The sequence below is a fragment of the Pseudomonas sp. FP2196 genome, assembly GCF_030687715.1.
Lineage (GTDB): Bacteria > Pseudomonadota > Gammaproteobacteria > Pseudomonadales > Pseudomonadaceae > Aquipseudomonas.
On the sequence record NZ_CP117445.1, the window covers coordinates 1,506,317 to 1,527,124 of the forward strand.

Here is a 20,808-nt window from a genome sequence, read left to right on the forward strand (position 1 = left end):
GAGTGCTCTTTTGAGTTCGGTCGTCAGCGGCAAAGTGGCCGCGATTGGGATTCCCTCGAAAGTGATGACGCGTATTCGTCGATGGCCGCGCAGGGGGAGGGTGGTGGTCGATGGAGAAAGGCTAGCGGGTCGTGGGGAAAGTGAGAACCGGAGGAGTGTTGTGGATCTGTAATGTCGGACGATTCTCCGTTTTTTCATGGTGTGTAAACGCTTTCTGCTGGCTGCGTTTAAAGGCGTTCGATGTTACGTCCTGAAGCCTACAAATCCTTGCGTCGTTGCCTACCGCTACGCCAGAATCCGCCGGCTTGTGCGCCTCGGGGGCGGTCGGTAACTTGGTTCGCGTCACTGATTTCCAGTGATCGGGTTTAGCAGCCCGGCTAGGTTTGACCAACGGTTGCACGTGCATCTTCCAGTCAGGTATTCGCCTGCGCTTGATGGTGGCTGTGCGCATGGCATCTTCGGATGCGCCGGGTTTTTGGTCTTCCTACCGGTCTGCTAACTTGCGTACAGCTGCCACCCTTTCGTATAGCAGCGGGATGGTTGCGGTTACCGATAGAGGAAGATTCCATGTTCAAAATTACGCCAAACCCGCCAGACACCGATCCGGCATCCCCCTACGAATCGCCCGGTTCGAAGAAATTTCACGAAGCCGCCGAACGCGCCCTCGACCACTACCTCAGCCCCGCCGCCCAAATCATGGGCTCAACCAACGAACCCGAACCGATGTTCCTCGCCAACCCTAAGTACGACACCGAATCCCTGCTGGCCAACGCCAGCGAAACCCTCGGCTCGGCCACCACCCTGCTCAACAACTTTGCCGCGATGCTCGACACCTCACACCGCAAGACCGCGCTTGGCATTGCGCAGATTGTGATGTTGAGTGAGTTGGCGGTGAATAAGGCGCTGGATAACGTGGTGCCGGACCAGTAAGCGATAGATAACCTGTGGCGAGGCAGCTTGCTCCCTCGCCACAGGTCAGTGGTGGGTCAACCCTGCTGCAAAACCTTCAAAGCCGCCGAAGCCAGAAACCCCGAACGACTCTTCTCTTCCGGGTGATGCAACACGTACTCATCGATGCGATTAAGCAAATGCCCCGGCAGGGTGATGTTGAGTTTCTGGGCTTTGCCCAGGTACTTCACGACATCAATATCCACCACCGCCCATGCACATCCCGCGTACTTGGGATTGGCCACGTTCACGCCAAGTTTGCTGGCAACCGGGATCGGCGCACCGTCCTCAGCCAAAATCTCGAAATGCCCCTCAATGGCTTCACGAGCCATAGCGACGGCATCATCCAGATCATCGCCCGCCGAAAAACAGCCGGGAATGTCCGGCACTTCCACGCCCCAGGCGTGTTCCTCATCACCTATTGAAATCGCAATCGGGTAGAGCATGTTCGTGTCCTCTATGGCGCCGCTGACTAAGCCAGTCAAAGCAGCGCCTGTTGCAAAATACTGATGGCCGTTTTCTTCAGCAGATCTTTCTTCGGATGCGGCACCGTGACCAGTCCAGGCTTGGTGGGATGCTTGAAGTGATGGTGACTGCCTCTGACTCGTACTAAATACCAACCGTCTGCGACGAGTTGGCCGATTAAAAAACGGCTATTCACAACACCTCCTTGTGGTGTGCTTGGTGGGTACTATACCTACTGATTCTTCATGATCAACACTATAACCACCGAGCGGTCATCGTCCGTTACTCAGCTCCGTGGTTTGAAGCAGTCTAGATAGGGATACAGCGAAGGAATGGAGGGTGTGTTGCAGGCTTTTTCGTTGTTTGGACAGGCTGGAATGAAGCGAATTTTCAGACACAAAAAAACCGGCGCTAGAGCCGGTTTTTTCTGTTTCTGCATCCTCCGTCAAAAAACAACGTGAGACAAAAATTCGATTGGAGCGGGTGAAGGAATCAACAGTAAACATCCAACCCATTTGCTAGTAATGGATTTCTCTGTCCTCGGTCGGAGGGCAGGGCTGCGTTGGGTATCAAGCTAGCTATGTAAACCCTCCACGTTGTTCACGGCTGCTGTCGGCCAGAAGCGGACGCTGAGTTAAGCATTAGACGATGCATTGGCGTGATTATGGTAGTTAGAAGGGGGTGCAAAAATGGGAGATGTAACGCAGATTCAAGTCCGGTCACGGTGGGCAGCCTGTGACTAGACGGGTTGCTAATGCGAGTGAACCCAGCTATCACTAACCGATTGTCAGACGTAGAACGGAAATGTGCCTTGACCCACACACCGCAAAATCCCTCCCCCAGTGACCGAATAGGTGGTGGTGGCGCTGCGACCAGCGCCGGGATACGTTTCGAACAACAGCTCGGGGCGCTCTTCTCATCATGGATTCTCGCGGGCGACAGGCTAGACGACAGCTTTCGCCTTGGAGCCGCTACTCCTGAATGGGTACGTTTCGAAACAGAGGCACCCGTCGACGATCTTCTGATCAAGACCAGCGTCGGCGGTTACATCGCCGTTCAGGCTAAGACAACTGCAAATCTTAGTGACGACCCTAGCTCACCGTTGGGGAAGACAATCTCGCAGTTCGTTCGCCATTGGCTCGTCGCTCAGCAAGGTGATGGCACTATGGGGTGGAATCGCCCCCTCGATCCGCTCCTAGACCGATTGGTGCTGGCTGTAAGCCCTCAAGCCTCAGCCCAGATTAAAAACGATTTACCGACCGCGCTACGCCTCATTTCACAGCCAGGCGGAGGCGCACTCAACCAGGCACAACAACGCGCTTATCAAGTGTTCTCAAGCTTGGTCGAGCGTGCTTGGGCGAGCGTCACCAAAAGTCCATTTAACGATGATCTGCTGCTGGAGCTAGCGAAACTTGTAGACATATTCACCTTTGACGGAGACCAAGGGTACGCGTTAGCGAGCGGCTCCCTTATCAAAGTCTTTGGACCAGAAGTAGATGCCACGGCAGCATTCGCGTCCTTGTCCGATTTAAGCGGTCAGTTGATGAAGGAGCGTGGCGGCGGAGACCTGCACGTTTGGCGACAACTACTCGCCAGCCGTGGTATCGCGCTCAACGCACCTCCCGAGTATCTCAGTGATATCCAGGCGCTTAAGCGACACTCCAAGCAAATCGCAGAAGCGCTCGCCAGCTATGAAAAGATCGACGTAGGCAACGGCGAATCATTGTCCGTGCGTCGCGACTGCCAAACCGCGATTGAGGCGGCGGTGCGTAGCGGTCCCCTGCTCATTATCGGTGAGCCCGGAGCTGGCAAGAGCGGTGTTCTGAATGCTCTTGCGCAGAAGCTGGACGAGGACGGTTTAGATGTTCTTCAACTTGCCGTTGATCGCTACTCAATTGAAAGCCTCGAAGGCTTATCCCGTGAAGTCGGATTAAAGCATCCGATCCTTGATGTCCTTGAAGCTTGGGATGGACCGGGGAAGGCCTATCTAATTGTGGATGCATTGGACGCAACGCGCGGCGGTCATGGCGAAAACATCTTTCGAACTCTTATCGAGCGAGTTCTTGAGCGGAAGGGGCGCTGGAACGTTGTGGCATCGATTCGTAATTTCGACCTGCGCATGGGTCAACAGCTACGTGCTCTTTTCAGAGGAACACCGCCGCAGACGTCGCTCGCAGATCCATCCTTCTCAAACGTTTCACATATTCAGGTGCCCTCGTGGTCAGAAGCGGAGTTTGAGCAACTCCTCCAACAGTCACCTGCCTTGGCTACTTGTCTTACAAACTCGCCGCCGCGTCTGCGTGACTTGGCCATGGTGCCGTTCAATACCCGACTTCTGAGCGAATTGATTTCGGGTAACGCGGTAAAGAAACTACACGCAGTCGCTTCCCAAGCCGACTTATTACGCCTTTATTGGGAGCACCGTGTGGAAGGCCACGGTTCACCAGCAACGAGTAGCCTCATGCGCGTGGTGCAATTCATGGTAAAGGCGCGGGCGCTTCGCGCACCAAAATGTGAGGTGGCATTTGACGCCCCGGCGATGATCGACACCCTCTGTAGAGAGGGTGTACTCGTGGTCGTTGATAATGAACGGTGGGTACAGTTCCGACATCATCTCCTCTTCGATTATGCAGCCGCGCGGCTCTACCTAGACCCAGGCGCTATAAGTAACAGGACTTATCGATTCAGTAAGATTGACGCGCTGGGACTGATGCTATCACCAGCACTTGGATTCGTACTCCGCGAAATTTGGGAGTCTGACCCTGACCACGAACGTTTTTGGGGGGCTTTGGGCAACCTCATCAATGAAAAAGATGCCGACCCAATCATCCGCAGCACTGCTGGCCGATTGGGTGCAGAGTTTCCAACTTCGGCCAATGATTGCCTTCAACTCGGGAATCTAGCCATCGCGGGTAACAAGGGGGCTCTAGAGACCCTGTCACATGTCACAGGTGCTTTGGCTGTGCGGCTGGAAGACGAAAAAGAGGTAGTTCTGGGGCCATGGGTTTGTCTCGCCGATCGATTGGCGGCTGCTCCGAGCAACGTCGCTAATACTCTTCGCTTTCTGCTCCACAATCTTATTGGAAGAACCGAAGATGACGCGTTCCAACCAATGCTTGGCCAAGCCGCACGCGCACTATTGACGTACGGGCTTATCCAGCTCGAGCCGGGGTTCATTGTCAGAAGCGCCATTGATTTCGTCATTGCCACCTACGGAAGTGACATCGCTGCGTCTCGAGGCTTGATAGCCCAGTTGTTCGACCGCGATCGACTAGACCGTTTCGGGCATGCCGAGGTACCAGCGGTCTGTTACAAGATTGCAGCAATCGGAGAAGTCGACCCAGAGTTCGTCGCTACAGTTGTCTACCGGACGGTATTTGATTACGAAGTGACGGACGATCACCAGACCAGGATCAACCATAGCCAAATCCTCAACCTAACCTCCAATGCCCGGCAGGATTACGGGATGGCACGATGGTCACTGGGCGAGTACCTGCCAAAATTTCTACAACTGCATCCAAGAGCTGCAATTAGGGCTGTCGTCAATGCGATCGAAGGATACGTCGCACGTGAGCATGCAATCTCCGACGAAGCTCTAAACATAGAGTTTCAGGCTGGAGGAAGATCAATCCATCTGCGAGAAGACCGCAGCTACGTGTGGGCGCATGATCCCGACAGCACTCACGACCGTGATGCAGAGCGCCTAGTGACCAAGTTGCGCGAGCGCCTCAAAGCCGCAACCGAGCCTGAGGCTGTGGTTTTGATCGATATCCTAATCGATGAGGCTTCTTTAGCGATCTTCTGGTCTCGGATGTTCCTCTGCGCTGTCGAGCGCTCCGATGGTCTAGTCGACCTGCTCTGGCCCATAGCAGTGACAGAGCCCTTTCTCGTTCTCCCCGATACTCGAAAGGACGCAATTGATCTCGTTGCGAAAGGCTATGTTCGACGTTCAAAGGAAGAACGGCAGGCATTCGAAGAGAGTGTGCTTCACTTCGAGTTTTCGCAGTTTTCACATCACGACGAAGCTCGCAGGGCCTTCTTAGAGCGCCTTTTCGGTGCGCTCGGCAGGGAAAATTTGATCACTGGCGAAGCTAGCCGAATCTGCGATGCGTCTGCCCAAGGTCAGACCGCAACAAATGACAGGCTATTCACAATCCGTTCCGGCTGGAGCACTCCGGAGGACTTTTTCTGGATGCGAGGTCTAGACAAAGATGCGCCTGAGAACTCGCCTGTCATAAACGCGATCAAAGCCGCGGAGATACTGCTTGGGCTTGAATCGAAGTCTGACGATGCCGCAGTGACCTCCCTTAAAGACTCGCTCGCAGCGCTCAAATCCATACAAACCCTACTAGATGACGATGTAGCACACGTCGGTCTTAAGCGGCATGCGGAGGGGATCATTGGTCAAGGCTGCGAAGCCATCGTATCGCGACAGTTGCTGGTATCGAAGGAGGTGCCTCCTACGCTTAAACAAGATGCAGAATTTAAAGCACTGTTGGAAATAGCTGCTAGATCCGAAAGTCCTGAGCTTGAGGCTGACACGGAGACCGAGTTCGAAAAGTCTGCTGCTTGGGGGAGCCCCGCAGCGCGGGTTGAAGCAGCACAAGCTTATTGGGATCTCTTTGCCCAACGAGCAGATCTCTACCCCCAACTGGGTGCGCAGGCGGAGGATCTGCTTTCGGATTCCCATCCAGCCGTCCGGCTGAGCGCATCGATCCGTCTTGTCCGAATTTGGGACCTAGATCGTGATCGTTTCTGGCATCTTCTGAATGGACACCTTACGAAAGAACCTAATCTAAGTGTCATCGAGCATCTTCTTGGTGGGGTTGTCTCTCGCTTGATACATTCAGATCAGCATCGAAGTCTAGAGTTGTTGTTGATGCTGTCACAGCGGGAGACATCGGGGTCAGATCGAGAACGGCGTCTGCATAAAGCTATCGCAGATAACCTCACAATTCTTTGGGTCACCTATAACTCGACAGGGGCAAAGGCTGTTATCGATCAATGGGTAGGAGAGCCGTGGAAGCACTCCGAAGCAACAAATACAATCTTAGCCGCATTGCGCGACGCCATTGTTGCCGGGATCGCTGATACCCCCGACAAGTATGTCAGCATCCGCCAGCGCTCCCAAACGCTTATCTCTGACATTGTAAATGCTGCAAATACCCGCCTCGCCAGGTATGTCATGACTCCAGATTTGGATGGGACAGCAAGCGAAGAGGTTCGGGAGTGCGCGCGGTTGATCGACACGGCAGGTATGCAGATGTTTTTTGCGACTGACGAGAACAGCAATCGGTCGGCTGACAACGACTCAGATTTCCGCTCAGGTCTGCGGGTGTTCCTACAAGAAAACGCAGATCTCCTAAAGCGGATCGGCGAGTATGCTCAACCGCACACCACATACTATCTGCTTCAGCTCGTCGAGCGCTTAGTCGATGTAGACGCGGGGGCTACCTTCGATTTAGCAATTAGCATTCTTCAATCGAGTACTCGATTAGGCTATCAAAACGATACTTTGGGCGTGGACCTACTTGTCAAACTCGTAGGTGTCTTCCTTGCTGACCACAAGGAAATCTTTGAGGACTCAGCCAGGCGCGCAGAGCTTATTGACTGCCTAGAAATCTTCATGGACGCCGGATGGCCGGCGGCACGGCGCTTGCTTTATCGTCTGCCGGAATTTATCCAGTGAATCGGGCTGCGCTACAAAACCTCTTTAAGCGGGGGCTCAGCGACCTCCTCATTACGTTAGAGCAGGAGCTAGCAAGACCGCAGCGAGACCCTTACGCAGAGCTCGACCCGAATCGCCGTCCCCACGAACATGATACGCGTCTGTTATTCGTGGATGAATTGCTTACACACCTTGGGTGGCGACTTGGCGCATTGGGCAATGTCCTTGAAGAGGCACGCCTACAAGCGAACACCACGAGGTTCATGGACTATGTAGGTGTCGCCGACATCAGTGGGACACCACTCTTGCTGATAGAAGCCAAAGCTTGGGACAAACCTGCGATCTCGGCTCGAGGGGACGGTCAACACAATAGTGAGGCCGCACTACTTGTCGCTGCGATCCAACATATACGGGGAGGAAAGGCCGAGGATACTTCGCCGATCATTGGAGAGTGGGACAGCTATCTGCGGCAAGTCAGCGGTTATGTCCAAACACTCAAGGAGCGTTACAGCCACTACTTACCCAGAGCCGTCATCATCAGCGGCGAGTGGATGGTGGTGTTCAAGACGCCAGTTGAAACTTTCCTAGGCGCTGCTCGGCCAGACGATATCGCGACCTTCACACGCGCACAGCTTAAGGAGCGAGCGGAGGAGATCTTCGACCTTCTCCATCGTTCGACGTTGACCATGGACGCACCGGTGCCTTTGCGTCCGGCACAACTGAGGCGATACTTGGAGCTAGGCGAAGTCTCCGGCGCCTTTCAGGGTGTGCATGTCCACTATGAGCGAACCGGCAGTAAGCTGTTCACCCCCAGACCGCGCATCCTGATCTACCCAGCACTATTCGTTACCCGCAAAGATGGTGCTCTATTCACAGTGATCCACAACGAGACCCCGGTCGAACTCGACTATCGACGGAATGATGATGACATCGAGACGCTTGCGCCGCATCTGGATGAAGTTCGTGCCCATGGCGCCACGCTGGTTGCAGCATGCGCTATGGAACTTGGTGGCGAACTGACCCTAGCTGAGCTTTCAGCCTTTCCGGGCTTCCGTAACGATCGTTTGTCGAAAGCGCCGGTTGATGCACTACCAGAAGCGGACGAATGGCTCGTCGCCACTGGTAGTGCGACGCACTTTCTCCTCGCAGAACCCCGCGTGCAAGAATGCCGATATCATAGCTGGGCCGAATGCGGAGCTGATGCCACAATGCACTCCGCAATCAGTGCTCGTACAGTCAATCCTCCAGCGTTTTTTGTTGATACTCAGCGCCACCACTGTGCACACCAAGTCGTTCAGGACCGTCGCGAAGCGCGGTGCCTCATCCAAGCTATCGACAGCCGGACCTGCTGCCAAGCATGTATATTTCTGGAGCGGTGCTGGACAGAGGAGGAGCGAGCAGCTTTGCCTTGTGGTCGATAGCATTATCTCAGCCTCTCTGCAGTATTGAATGCCCGCGATAGTTCGAAATTAGCCCTTGTGAAGGACAGCTCTAGGCCGATAGCAGACCTTCACGAATGGCAGCTAATAGGTTGATGTCGATGGCCGTGAGGCGCACTCCGACAACACATAAAGGTGATTGGGCGGTTGCGCCCTCTAATCTAGAAAATTGTCCTAATGACGTTTTACGCCATTAAATAGGTCATCGACCTCTTCAACTGTAGGTCTGAGCTTGAGGAAAGGCGGCCTTGCCGATCTCCCCAGAGCAGCATCAATTTCGGACTCTAGGGCTGGCTGATTTCTGCGGACTTTGAAAAGCAAAGGAAACCCGTTCGGATTTGTTGAAGTGATGATCAAGAAACTCCCGCAGAGGGAATTCGCAAGCGTGAGATTTTCCAGGATCAGATAATCGGTACGTACGAGATTTGGAAGATCGGCTTTTGACGGGAATGAAAAAGCCCGGCACTCGGCCGGGCTTTTTGGGCATCCAGTAACGTAGTCAGGCTTGCTTTTCACGCGCCGCCCGCACCACTTCATTCTGCTTCTTGGTAGCTTCGATCAGCACTTCACTGTAAACACGCTTTTTTTCTTCCGATTTCGCATTACGAATGAAGTCTGCGAATGGACTCGCGGACTCCTTTGTGGATCCGAATTTCATGGGGTTGCTCCGTCATTGATCCCAAGCATGGCCATCAGGTCGTGTCTCGTATGCTTCTCGGGGATATGGTAGTCGACCTTGTCGACGCCGGACCTGTGAAGGAGTCCAGAACCCCAATGCGTCTTATCGTTGTAGGGACCGAAGCATCAAAGGGAACTGGCGAATCTGCAATCAACGGTTTGTTTCCTGATTGTTCTGCGCTGGCTAAGTGGCTGACCTCAAATCCCAGCCACAAAAAAACCGGCCATCAAGGCCGGTTTTTTCTGTTCCTGCATCCCCCGTCAAAAAACAACGTGAGACAAAAATTCGATTGGAGCGGGTGAAGGGAATCGAACCCTCGTTATCAGCTTGGGAAGCTGGAGTAATGCCATTATACGACACCCGCTCAGAGCGGCTGACTTTGTACCAGACTCGGCCACGGATTTGAAGTTTTCTTTTGCTCGCATGGCGTTACAACGTTGAAAACGGTCAATCGCGGGCAAGCCCGACGAGTGCACATAAGCACACATCTCATACCGGCAGACTTGCTCGCGACGACGCTTTTTCAAATGGCCAGTGCATGGTGATCCTGAACAAACGAGTAACGCGTTCGGCTAGCCTGCGGCGCCGGTTTCAGAAAGCCGAGCAGGGCGTTCTGGCTGTCCCGGCAAGCTGCCTTGTGTTCCATGTCGAGAAAGTGCCCGGTGGCTTGCAGTGTGGTGAAAGTGCTTTGCGCCACATGGTTGCCGAACAGGCGCGCATCGTCGGCGGCGGTGTATTCGTCCCATTCGCCGTTGAGAAACAGCACTGGCACGTTGATCTTTTGCGCCGCGTTCAGGTAGCACTGACGATCGCTGTGCAGCACGTCGCTGATGTGGAAGTGCATTTGCCCGTATTCGTGCTCGGCCAGGCTGCTGACGTGGCGGTAGTTGAAGCGCTTGAACAGCGATGGCAGGTGTTTGCCGATGGTGCTGTTGACCAGTTCGCCGACCCGGTCGCCGTCGCGTTGGCCTAGGTAGTCGACGCCGCGCTCCAGGTAATCGAGCATGTGCGCGTTGATTACCGGTGAGAACGAGCTGATCACGGCTTTTTCGATGCGCCGTGGCTGGTGCGCGAGGGCAACCAGGGTTGCGGCGCCGCCCCAGGAGAACGACAGCACGTGCTCGGCGGCGAAGTGGTCGATCAGCTCCAGCAGAATCTGGCCTTCGACGTCCTTCGTCAGATGTTTCTCATGGCGGTTGTGGGCTTTTGACCGGCCCGCGTAGGGCTGGTCGTAGCAGACCACGTTGAATTGCGGGTGCAGATTTTTCACGGTTTGTGCAAACGACGCAGTCGTGGCCATCGAGCCGTTGACCAGGATGATGGTCTTTTCTGCGGCGTCTGCGCGATAGAACTCCGTGTAAACCCGATACTGACCCTGTATATCCAGCACAGCGATTTCTGGCCTCATGTCATAAGACTCCTGGCAAGCAAGCGGGTATGCGCGCAAATAGAGATTGCACGAGCTTTGTGACAGGTAGGCATACGCCTGGAATTTGCAGGCCCATGTCGATCCATGACAACGGTCGACGGGTATTGTTATTGGCGGGCAGTTTGCCGGGGGGAAGGCGGAACCTGAGGGTTCTCTACCGGCAAAAAGTTTCTTGGATGTATGTTGTGACTCATCGGTCACAATCTGGCCGACGTCCTGATTCAAGCAGGGGCGGGGGGATCGCGCAAGTGCCGTTGGTAAATTGTTCGACAACTTCTGCTGAGCGGTCGCCGGCTTAGAACAAATGAATCTCTTCGGTGCGCAAAGCGCGGTACTCGCCCGGTTTTAGCGCGTTATCGAGCAGCAGTGGGCCCATGGATTCGCGGTGCAGGCGCAGCACTTTGTTGTTGAAGTAACCAAACATGCGCTTCACCTGATGGTAGCGACCCTCGACGATGCTCAGGCGCGCCGACCTCGGGCCGAGCAGCTCCAGTTGCGCGGGCTGCGTGGTCAGATCCTCGAAAGCGAAGTAGATCCCTTCGGCAAACTTGAGCGCATATTCCGCAGTGATGTCCTGCTCGGTTTCGACGTAATAAACCTTCGGCAGTTTGGTTTGCGGCTGGGTCAGACGCCGCGACCAGGTGCCGTCGTTGGTGATCAACATCAATCCGGTGGTGTTGAAATCCAGGCGTCCGGCGATGTGCAGGTCGTCCTTGTCCGGCTCATCCATCAGGTCAAGCACGGTTGGGTGTTGTGGGTCGCGGGTGGCGCTGACGCAGCCCGGCGGTTTGTGCAGCATGAAGTAGCGCGCCGGTTTGCCGAGTTGCAGTACTTCTTCATCGACTTCAACACGGCTGAATTCCAGCACTTCGCTGTGCGGGTCGCTGACGACTTTTCCGTCAATCCGCACGCGCTTTTCCACCAGCAACAGGCGAACCTGCTGGCGGTTGTAGCGGGGCAGGTTGCTGAGGAAACGGTCGACGCGCATGTTCAGAATTCGAGGAGTGAAGGGGCGCGCATCTTACGGGATTGCCGTTTTGGCCGCTTGCAGTTGCGCCTCGACCTGCGCGCAACGCGGGCACAGGCAGGATTTGTCGCGCAGTGCTGGCGGCAAGGCCTCGAGCACCGCCGGGTCGATGCTCACGCCGTAGCACCAGCAGGCGCGGTCGGCGGTGCGCGGGTCGGCCAGTGTGCAGTCGTTGCGGGCGCCGCAGGCCGGGCAGAGGTCGGGTTTAAGGTCGGATTCAGGCATAAGTCGAGTGAGGCATTTCCACGCAGGTGCGGTTACGGCCGGATTGTTTGGCCCGGTACACCGCATGATCGGCCCGTGACAGCGGAGTGTGCAAGGCTTCATCGCCGGATCACCGGCCAAATGGCATCCTTGCAGGAGTGAGCCTGCTCGCAATAGCGGTGCGCCATTCACGGACGATGTGTCTGAAACAAAGCTATCGCGAGCAGGCTCACTCCCACAGGATCAGTTCAGGGTTTTCAGGTACGCCCGCCACCCGCCCAGATGACTGATATCCACGGCGCCTTCCAAACCATAGGGCTCGCAGATAAACCCGCTCTCCCAACGGCCATCCGCCAGTTGCACCTTGCCCAGCCCGAGCGGGGCCGGAATACCGGTGAGGAACGATCCCAACTCGCTGCTCGGCAACTCCCAGACTTCCACGGCGATCGCCACGCCGCCGTCCTTGACGCGAACCATGCCCGGACGCAACGGCGGGCCGCCAGCCAAGGCATGCAGCTGGTAATCCGGTGAGCTGTGGGTCGCCTCAATCAACTGTCCGCCGCGTTGTGTCAGTTGCCAGTTCAACGCCAGCCCTTGCAGATGTGCGCCGCACACCACGATTCGCGCCCGGTCATGGCGCGCCACGCCCGCAGGTTGCGGCAGATCGGCGTTTTGCTGGCGCTGCAATGCGTCCGCCACGCTCAACAGATACTGATCGGTAAACGCTCGGCCAAACAACGTCACCCCCCAGGGCAAACCGTTGGCCATAAACGCGCTCGGCACCGCGACGGCGGCGTAATCGAGCAGGTTCATGAAATTGGTGTAGTAACCCAATTCTGAGTTGCGCAGGACCGGTTCGGCGTCCAGTTCCGCACGTGTCACGGGGCGGCCGATGGTCGGGGTCAGTACGCAAGCGAGGCCTTCGAGTGCCTGATCACACAGGGCTTTGAGGGCTTGCAGTCGATACTGCGCACGGAACGTCTGCACGCCGCTTACCGCCGGGGCCTTGGCCAGCACCGCACGGATCACCGGCAACACCGCTTCGGGATTTTCCTCCATCAGTTCCCCGGCCACGCTGTAACGCTCGGCGACCCACGGCCCGTCATACAGCAAACGCGCGGCTTCGAGGAACGGTGACAAGTCCAGTTCGACCGCTTCACCCCCCAACGCTTTCAGCCGATCGATGGCATCGCCGAACAGCAGCGGGCCTTCGACGCAGCCGAAAAATTCAAGGTCCTGCGCGCGCGGTACGCCAAAACGAAAGTGCCGTGGTGTGCCGAACGCCGAGCCGTCGTTCCACGCCGGGTTGCGGCGGCTGTATTCGTCGCGCGGATCGAGTTTCGCCGTCAACGCCAGCAACTGACTGGCCTCGCGCGCGGTCGCGGTAAACGTGGTGACGCAATCCTGCGTGCGACACGCCGGCAGCACACCTGCCGTGGAAATGAGGCCTTTGCTGGCCTTCAATCCGACGAGATTATTCAGCGCCGCCGGCACCCGGCCGGAACCGGCGGTGTCGGTGCCCAAGGCGAAACTCGCGACGCCCAACGCCACTGCCAGTGATGAACCGGCGCTGGAGCCGCCGGATGGATACTCCGGCAACACGCTGTTGGGGCACGCGCCATACGGCGAGCGGCTGCCATTGAGGCCGGTGGCGAACTGGTCGAGGTTGGTCTTGCCCAGCGGAATCGCCCCCAGCGCCAGCAACTGCTCGACGATGGACGCCGAGCGCTCCGGTACATAGGCGAACGCCGGGCACGCGGCGGTGGTGGCAATGCCCGCCAGATCGATGTTGTCCTTGATCGCAAACGGCACGCCGTACAGCGGCAGGCTATCCGGTTCGCGACCGTCGAGTGCGGCGAGGTAGGGTTCCAGTTCTTCGACGCTGAGCAGGTGGATGAACAGGTGATAGTCAGGGTTCAGCGCGGCGGCTTTGTCGCGCAGCATCGCCAGCAGTTGGCGCGGTGTGGTGTCGCCGTTGCGGTAGGCCTGGCGCAGCGCATCGAGTTGCAGATTCATCAGTTGATCCTTTTTCAAATGGGTTCAGTCGAGTTCCAGCACCACGACCCGTTGTCCGGCCCGTACCGCCGAACCCGGTTGCACGCGAATCTCGCGCACCACGCCGGCCATCGGTGCGAGCAGCGGGATTTCCATCTTCATCGACTCCAGAATCACCAGCACATCGCCGGCCGCGACACGGCGGCCAGCCTCGACCTGCACCTGCCAGAGGTTGCCGGCGATGTGGCTGTCGACGCTCTGCTGACCGTCGGCCAAAGGTGCGTCTTCGGTTGATTCGGGCACGGCTTCTTCACTGTCGAAATGGGCCTGGCCGCTGGCGATCCAGCGTTCGCGCTCAGCGTTGAATGCGCTCTGTTGTTGGCTACGAAACGCGCTGATACCTTCGGCCTCACGATTGAGAAATGCCTGGTAATCGGCGAGGTTGAGCTGGCTGTTTTCGATGTTCAGATCGAAGCGGCCGAGGGGGAAATCCCGGCGGATGCGCAGCAGTTCTTCGGCGCTGACCGGGTAAAAACGGATCTGATCAAAAAAGCGCAGCAGCCACGGTTTTCCGTCGAAGGCAGCGACGTCGCGATAGCGATTCCACATCTGCAAGGTGCGCCCGACAAACTGATAGCCACCGGGGCCTTCCATGCCGTACACGCACATGTAAGCACCGCCGATGCCCACCGAGTTCTCGGCGGTCCAGGTGCGCGCCGGGTTGTATTTGGTAGTGACCAATCGGTGACGTGGATCAAGCGGCGTGGCCACTGGCGCACCGAGGTAGACATCGCCGAGGCCCATCACCAGATAACTGGCGTCGAACACGGTGCGCTGGACTTCGTCGAGGTTGGGCAGGTCGTTGATACGGCGGATGAACTCCAGATTGCTCGGGCACCAGGGTGCGTCCTTGCGCACGGTGGTCATGTATTTTTCGATGGCCAACTGGCAGGCCGGGTCGTCCCAGGACAACGGCAAGTGGACAATCCGTGACGGCACTTGCAAGTCTTTGGCGGCGCACACCGCGTCCCATTCCCCGGCGACGATGCCGAGCAGATCCGCCAGCGGCAGTTGTTCGGGCTGGTAGTGCACTTGCAGCGAGCGGATGCCCGGCGTGAGGTCGATCACGCCGTGCAGGGCTTTGCTTTCCAGGGCTTGCATAAGGGCGTGGGCGCGGAAGCGCAGAACCAGATCGAGTTCGGGTGCGCCGATTTCCAGCAGTAGATGGGTATCGCCGGATACGCGCCCAACGAGGCGCATATCCCCCTGACCCAGCTCCAGAACCACAGGCGACACAAGACTCTGTGGGAGCTGGCTTGCCAGCGATGAAGTTGATGCGGTGTCTGGTCGCCAGCTCCCACAGGTATCCCAATTGCAGGCGAGATCGCGTGCGGTTTTGAGGTCTACGGGGATGAACTGGATCTTGTCTCCCGCCTTCAGTTGCCCGAGCTGCCACAGGTCGGCTTCGATCACCGTCACCGGGCAGACGAAACCACCGAGGCTCGGCCCGTCCGGGCCGAGGATCACGGGCATGTCGCCGGTGAAATCCACCGCGCCGATGGCATACGGGTTGTCGTGGATATTCGACGGGTGCAGGCCGGCCTCGCCGCCGTCGGCACGAACCCACTCGGGTTTGGGACCGATCAGGCGCACGCCGGTGCGGCTGGAATTGAAATGCACCTCCCACTGAGTGGCGAAGAAGGTGCCGATGTAGTTTTCGGTGAAGTATTCAGGCGCCGCGTGCGGGCCGTAGATCACACGAATCTGCCGCACTGTCGGCAATGCAGTGACATGTTGTTCGGCCAATTGCTGCCCGGCGCTGTGATCGATCAACGCAGGCACATGCAATATATCCCCGGCGCGCAATGCGCGACCGCCATGCCCGCCAAACTGGCCTAGGGTGAAGGTGCTTTTACTGCCCAGGTAATCCGGCACCTGCAAGCCGCCGCGCAGGCACAGATAACTGCGCGCTCCGGCGCCGCTGATGCTGCCAAGGTTCAACGTCGCGCCGGCCGGGATCAGCAGCGCGGTGTTCATCGGCACGGCTTCACCGTCGAGGGTCAGGGCAATCGGCGCGCCCGTCACCGCCACCACCGCCGCGCAATTGAAACGCAGCAGCGGGCCACTCATGGTGATCTCCAGCGCCGCCGCACCGTCGGCATTGCCGAGCAAGCGATTGCCCAGACGCAGCGCGCGGCTGTCCATCGGCCCCGAGGGTGGCACGCCGACGGCCCAGTAACCGAGCCGGCCGGGATAGTCCTGCACGCTGGTTTGCGTGCCGGCGCTGAGCACTTCGAAAGTATTGGCGCGGTACACCAGCGCTTCCAGGCAACGGGTCCATGGCTGACCGCTGGCGAATGGTGCGTCGAGCAGAATCTGGCGCAGGTAATCACGGTTGGTTTCGACGCCGTACAACACGCTGTCACCGAGTGCCTGATGCAATTCGGCACGGGCCTGCTCACGGCTGGGTGCCCATGTGATGACTTTGGCGATCATCGGGTCGAAGTACGGCGGGATCTCGCAGCCCGCCTCGACCCAGGTGTCGATGCGCAACTGAATGCCGTTGGCCGGTGGAAATTCCACGGCAGTCAGCAGGCCTGGGCTCGGCTGAAAATCACGCCCCGGATCTTCCGCATACAGGCGCGCCTGGATCGCATGGCCTTCTGGTTTCAGCCCCTGATACAACACGCTCAGCGCAGGCAAATCACCCGCCGCCAGTTCAACCATCCAGCGCACCAGATCCACGCCCCACACCTGTTCGGTGACGCCGTGTTCGACCTGCAAACGGGTATTCACTTCGAGAAAGTAGAATCGCTGCGCAGCGCTGTCGAAGACGAACTCAACGGTGCCGGCGCTGCGGTAATTCACGGCTTTGGCCAGTTTGATCGCCGCCGCGCACAACGCGTCTGCCATGCCGTCCGGCAGGTTTGGGGCCGGGGTTTCTTCGAGGACTTTCTGGTTGCGCCGCTGGACCGAGCAGTCGCGCACGCCGAGGGCGATCACTTCACCCAGGCCGTCGCCGAACACCTGCACCTCCAGATGCCGGGCGCGCTGAATGTACTTCTCGATGAACACTCCGGCGTCACTGAAGTTGTTCTGGCCGAGACGTTTCACCGCTTCGAACGATTCGCTCAGTTCGCTCGCGCTGCGGCACACGCGCATGCCGATGCCGCCACCGCCGGCGGTGCTCTTGAGCATCACCGGGTACCCGACCTGTTCGCCGGCGATCAGTGCGGCGTCGAGGCTGTCGAGCAGGTCGGTGCCTTCGAGCATCGGTACGCCGTGTTGTTTGGCCAGCGCGCGGGCGGTGTGTTTGAGGCCGAACACCCGCAGTTGCTCGGGTGTCGGGCCGATGAAGGCGATGCCCTGAGCTTCACAGGCTTCGGCGAATGCGGCGTTTTCCGAGAGGAAGCCGTAGCCGGGATGAATTGCCGTGACGCCACTGGTTTTGGCAATCGCGAGGATTTTATCGACCGCCAGATAAGTGCCGGCGGCGGCACCCTCGCCGAGGCTGTGGGCTTCATCGGCCTGCATCAAGTGCAGGCTGGCGGCGTCGGCCTCGGAGTACACGGCCACGCCTTTGACCTGCAACTCGCGCAGTGTGCGCAGAATCCGACAGGCAATGGCACCACGGTTGGCGATGAGGATTTTTTCGAACATGGCATAACCCCTGAAGGGGATGCGGGCCGTCCCGCAGTTTTTCGAAAGGCATCCGGGCCGTCCCGGATGAAAAAACACGTCTAAACCACCTCAGATCCCTTGTGGGCGCTGGCTTGCCAGCGATGACGTCGGCACCTCCAACATTAATGGTGACTGACACACCGCCATCGCTGGCAAGCCAGCTCCCACAGGTTTAGGGGTGTTTGGGAGATTTCAGGCACTGACCGGAGCGCGCCTGGCACAGGGCGAAAAGCCAACGGCGCAAACGGCGGAGGGTCAGTTCCATACCAGCAGCTCCGCAGGGGTCGGGTTGTAGGCGTTGCACGGGTTGTTCAGTTGCGGGCAGTTGGAGATCAATACGATCACGTCCATCTCGGCACGCAGGTCGACGTACTTGCCCGGTGCGGATATTCCGTCCTCGAACGTCAGCCCACCGTCAGCCGTGACCGGCACGTTCATGAAGAAATTGATGTTCGGGCCGATGTCGCTTTTGCCCAGTCGTCCGTCGTGGACGCAGGCGCGCAGGTAGTTGTCGCGGCAGCTGTGCATGTAGCGTTTTTCCAGGGCGTAACGCACGGTGTTGCTCTCTTGCGCACAGGCGCCGCCGAGGGTGTCGTGGCGGCCGCAGGTGTCGGCAACGATGGTCAGCATCGGTTTGCCGAGGTTGGAATAGAGCACGCTGCCGGTGCTCAGGTAGACGCTGTTCTGTCGGCGTAAAGTGCGCTGCACGTCGTAGCGTTCCTTGGGGTTGGCAACGCTGTAGAACAGGGTATCGACGGCTTGATTGCCTTCCAGATCGAGAATGCGCAGGGTCTGGCCGGCCTTCACCTCCATCAGCCAGGGTTCGCCGGCGGGGATGGTCGCGCGGTAGACCGCATGCTCGGGCAGTCTGTCGGGGGTTGCAGCAGTAGCGATGGCGAGTGACATGGCAGCGATCCTCAGGCGAACAGACGGTCGGTGTTGATGAAGCCGCGCTCGTTTTCCGGGCGCGAGGTACGGCAGTGTTCGGCAACACTTGGGTCGGCGTTCATCCAGCTCAGCTTCAGGGGTTTCGGGGCGTATTCGGTGGACGGGTCCATCGGGTGTTGCAGGGCGGTGAGGACGACGAGGGTGTCCATCGGCGCGTACAACTCGATGTAGTCGCCAGCCTTGGAATTGCCCTCGACGAAATGAAAACGCCCGGCCTCATCGACGTTGACCCGGCTGAACAGATTGAGGGTCATCAGCAGGTCGGACAGGCCCAAGCCCCACTTGCCCAGCTCCACCAGCAGGTTGTCGGTGCCGTTGCGGAAGAAGCCGTTACGCAGTTCCTGGTAGCGGCCCTGGCCGTATTTCTGTGCGACCTCCTCGGCGCAGAGCACGCCGCCGAGGCTGTCGCTCCAGCCGCAGGTGTCGGCCGTGATGGCGGCCAGCACGCGGCCCATGTCCGAGTACAGGCAATGGCCAGTAGTGAGTTTGGCGGTGTGTTGGCATTTGAGGCTGTCAGGCAGGTTCAACCGTTCGGTTTTTTCGTTGGCATTGAGCAGAGTCAGGCTGACGTTGGCACTGCCGCGCAGATCGGTCAGGCGCAGCAATTGGCCGCGCTTGAGAACGAAGGAACGGTGGCCGCCGCCGGGCAGCATTTCTTCGGCGAAGGGTGGAAACAGTTGGGTCGAATCAGTCATCGGAGCAATCCTCTCAAGCGGTTCGAAGTACGCCTGCCAGTGGCACCGGCATGGCTTCGACGGCGGCGCGCTGGGCGCGGCGGTCGGTGTTCAAAGGGATGTCGTAGGTGATGCGCGCGCCATAGGCGCCGGGGGCGTGCGGGTCGAGACGGACCTTGTCGAACACCAGCAATCGCGTGCCGAGGCTGAAGCCTTCGGAAAGGTCATGAGTGACCATGAACACCGTTAGCTGTGTCTCGCGCCACAGCTCCAGCAGCAGGGCATGCATGTCTTTGCGGATGCCGGGATCAAGCGCGCCGAACGGTTCGTCGAGCAGCAACACGCGCGGTTTCATGATCAGCGCCTGGGCAATCGCCAATCGCTGTTGCATGCCGCCGGAAAGCTGCGCCGGGTACTTGTCCAACGCATGGCCGAGGCCGACTTTGTGCAGCAGTGCCGAGGCCTGTTCGCGGGCGTCTTTTTTGGCCGTGCCGAACAACCGTCCCAGCAGCGGCGCGCGTGGCAATTCGAGACCGATCGCAACGTTGTCCAGAACGCTCAAGTGCGGGAATACCGAGTAGCGCTGGAACACCACGCCACGGCTGGCGTCCGGCTCGCCGGCCAGCGGCTGACCGTCGAGCAGGATCTCGCCTCGGCTGGCGGTTTCCTGGCCGAGCAACAGGCGCAGAAAGGTCGATTTGCCACAACCGGACGCGCCGACCAGCGTGCAGAATTCGCCCTCGTTGACCTGCAGATTCAAGCCTTCGAGCACCACTTGATCGGCGTATTGCTGCCAGACGTTTTTTACCGTGATGAAGCTCATTTGGCGGCCCCTTCATACCAAGGGAAGGCCCGGCGGGTCAGGGATTTCAACCCCCAATCCATCAGCCAGGCGAGGAGGGTGATCCACACCACGTAGGGCAGGATCACGTCCATCGCCAGATAGCGGCGCACCAGGAAAATCCGGTAGCCGAGGCCGTCGGTGGCGGCGATGGCTTCGGCGGCGATCAGGAACAGCCACGCCGAACCGAGCATCAGGCGCAGCGAAATCAGCAGGCGCGGCAACAGTTGTGGCAACACCACGCGCAACATCAGCGTCCAGGTGGAGGCGCCGAGTGTCTGGGCCTTGATCAGCAATTCGACGGGAATGTCCCGCGCACGCTGTTCCAGATCCCGGGCCAGTGCCGGGGTGATGCCGATCACGATCAGCATCACTTTCGACAATTCACCGAGGCCGAAGACGATGAACAGAATCGGCAGAATCGCCAGCGGTGGCACCATCGACAGCACCGTCAGCAGTGGCGACAACGGCGCGCCGAACAACGGCAGGGTGCCGGCGGCGATCCCTAGACAAAGCCCGGCCAACGCGGCGATGCCAAGGCCGATGGCCAGACGCCGCAGACTCGAAACGGTGTCTTGCCACAGCAGGTATTCGCCGGTGCGGCTGTCGGCATTGAAGGCCAGGCGTTTTACCGCGTCGGTCATCTGCACGGCGCTGGGCAGCAGTTTGTCGTTGGGGTTTTCCGCCAGGCGTTCAGCCGAGCCCATGAAGTAGGCGAACAGCAGCAGCGCGAACGGCAGGATCACCAACAGCAGGCGACTCGGGCGATCCGGGTGGCGATTGATCAGGCGCATGGCCAAATCCTCCGTG

The 20,808-nt window shown here is 58.5% G+C and carries 16 protein-coding genes and 1 tRNA gene; 4 read left to right on the top strand and 13 right to left on the bottom strand.

What is annotated here, in order from left to right:
• The first annotated feature begins 567 nt into the window (after positions 1-567).
• Positions 568-930 (top strand): DUF6124 family protein, encoded by a 363-nt coding sequence (locus tag PSH79_RS06785; protein ID WP_305441851.1) that lies wholly within the window; start codon positions 568-570, stop codon positions 928-930.
• A gap of 56 nt (positions 931-986) precedes the next feature.
• On the opposite strand, the gene PSH79_RS06790 is transcribed toward PSH79_RS06785, so the two are convergent.
• Together PSH79_RS06790 and PSH79_RS06795 are read right to left on the bottom strand one after the other, a co-directional pair.
• On the bottom strand, positions 987-1,394 hold the full coding sequence (locus PSH79_RS06790) for a type II toxin-antitoxin system HicB family antitoxin (RefSeq protein WP_305441852.1): 408 nt from the start codon (positions 1,392-1,394) through the stop codon (positions 987-989).
• Positions 1,395-1,429: 35 nt separating this feature from the next.
• Positions 1,430-1,609, bottom strand: coding sequence for a type II toxin-antitoxin system HicA family toxin (locus PSH79_RS06795; protein WP_007957952.1), 180 nt, complete (start codon positions 1,607-1,609; stop codon positions 1,430-1,432).
• A 615-nt stretch (positions 1,610-2,224) separates the two neighbouring features.
• Between PSH79_RS06795 and PSH79_RS06800 the strand changes: the two genes are divergently transcribed.
• Together PSH79_RS06800 and PSH79_RS06805 are read left to right on the top strand one after the other, a co-directional pair.
• On the top strand, positions 2,225-7,102 hold the full coding sequence (locus PSH79_RS06800; protein ID WP_305441854.1) for a hypothetical protein: 4,878 nt from the start codon (positions 2,225-2,227) through the stop codon (positions 7,100-7,102).
• Positions 7,051-8,502: a hypothetical protein gene (locus tag PSH79_RS06805; protein ID WP_305441855.1), complete on the top strand. Its 1,452-nt coding sequence runs from the start codon at positions 7,051-7,053 to the stop codon at positions 8,500-8,502. Before PSH79_RS06800 ends, PSH79_RS06805 begins: the two co-directional genes overlap by 52 nt.
• A gap of 517 nt (positions 8,503-9,019) precedes the next feature.
• Here the strand turns inward: PSH79_RS06805 and PSH79_RS06810 are convergent.
• Positions 9,020-9,178, bottom strand: a complete 159-nt coding sequence (locus tag PSH79_RS06810) for a hypothetical protein (protein WP_305441856.1) — start codon at positions 9,176-9,178, stop codon at positions 9,020-9,022.
• Between the two features lie 116 nt (positions 9,179-9,294).
• Between PSH79_RS06810 and PSH79_RS06815 the strand changes: the two genes are divergently transcribed.
• Positions 9,295-9,501, top strand: a complete 207-nt coding sequence (locus PSH79_RS06815) for a hypothetical protein (RefSeq protein ID WP_305441857.1) — start codon at positions 9,295-9,297, stop codon at positions 9,499-9,501.
• Here the strand turns inward: PSH79_RS06815 and PSH79_RS06820 are convergent.
• The 10 genes from PSH79_RS06820 to PSH79_RS06865 form a co-directional block, all read right to left on the bottom strand.
• A tRNA-Gly gene (locus PSH79_RS06820) sits at positions 9,490-9,563 on the bottom strand. The genes PSH79_RS06815 and PSH79_RS06820 overlap by 12 nt on opposite strands.
• A gap of 159 nt (positions 9,564-9,722) precedes the next feature.
• Complete coding sequence (locus PSH79_RS06825; RefSeq protein ID WP_305441859.1) at positions 9,723-10,607, bottom strand: alpha/beta fold hydrolase; 885 nt, start codon at positions 10,605-10,607, stop codon at positions 9,723-9,725.
• A gap of 316 nt (positions 10,608-10,923) precedes the next feature.
• A complete protein-coding gene (locus PSH79_RS06830; protein ID WP_305441860.1) occupies positions 10,924-11,616 on the bottom strand; it encodes a pseudouridine synthase in 693 nt (230 codons plus the stop codon).
• Between the two features lie 33 nt (positions 11,617-11,649).
• Positions 11,650-11,880 (bottom strand): cysteine-rich CWC family protein, encoded by a 231-nt coding sequence (locus tag PSH79_RS06835; RefSeq protein ID WP_305441862.1) that lies wholly within the window; start codon positions 11,878-11,880, stop codon positions 11,650-11,652.
• A 222-nt stretch (positions 11,881-12,102) separates the two neighbouring features.
• Complete coding sequence (gene atzF, locus PSH79_RS06840; protein WP_305441863.1) at positions 12,103-13,875, bottom strand: allophanate hydrolase; 1,773 nt, start codon at positions 13,873-13,875, stop codon at positions 12,103-12,105.
• 24 nt (positions 13,876-13,899) lie between these two features.
• Positions 13,900-17,514, bottom strand: a complete 3,615-nt coding sequence (uca, locus tag PSH79_RS06845) for an urea carboxylase (RefSeq protein WP_305441864.1) — start codon at positions 17,512-17,514, stop codon at positions 13,900-13,902.
• Positions 17,515-17,790: 276 nt separating this feature from the next.
• Positions 17,791-18,441, bottom strand: coding sequence for an urea amidolyase associated protein UAAP2 (locus tag PSH79_RS06850; RefSeq protein WP_305441865.1), 651 nt, complete (start codon positions 18,439-18,441; stop codon positions 17,791-17,793).
• 11 nt (positions 18,442-18,452) lie between these two features.
• A complete protein-coding gene (locus PSH79_RS06855) occupies positions 18,453-19,178 on the bottom strand; it encodes an urea amidolyase associated protein UAAP1 (protein WP_305441866.1) in 726 nt (241 codons plus the stop codon).
• A 13-nt stretch (positions 19,179-19,191) separates the two neighbouring features.
• A complete protein-coding gene (locus PSH79_RS06860) occupies positions 19,192-19,980 on the bottom strand; it encodes an ABC transporter ATP-binding protein (RefSeq protein ID WP_305441867.1) in 789 nt (262 codons plus the stop codon).
• Positions 19,977-20,792: an ABC transporter permease gene (locus tag PSH79_RS06865; RefSeq protein WP_305441868.1), complete on the bottom strand. Its 816-nt coding sequence runs from the start codon at positions 20,790-20,792 to the stop codon at positions 19,977-19,979. The genes PSH79_RS06860 and PSH79_RS06865 overlap by 4 nt, the downstream gene beginning before the upstream one ends.
• Positions 20,793-20,808: the final 16 nt, after the last annotated feature.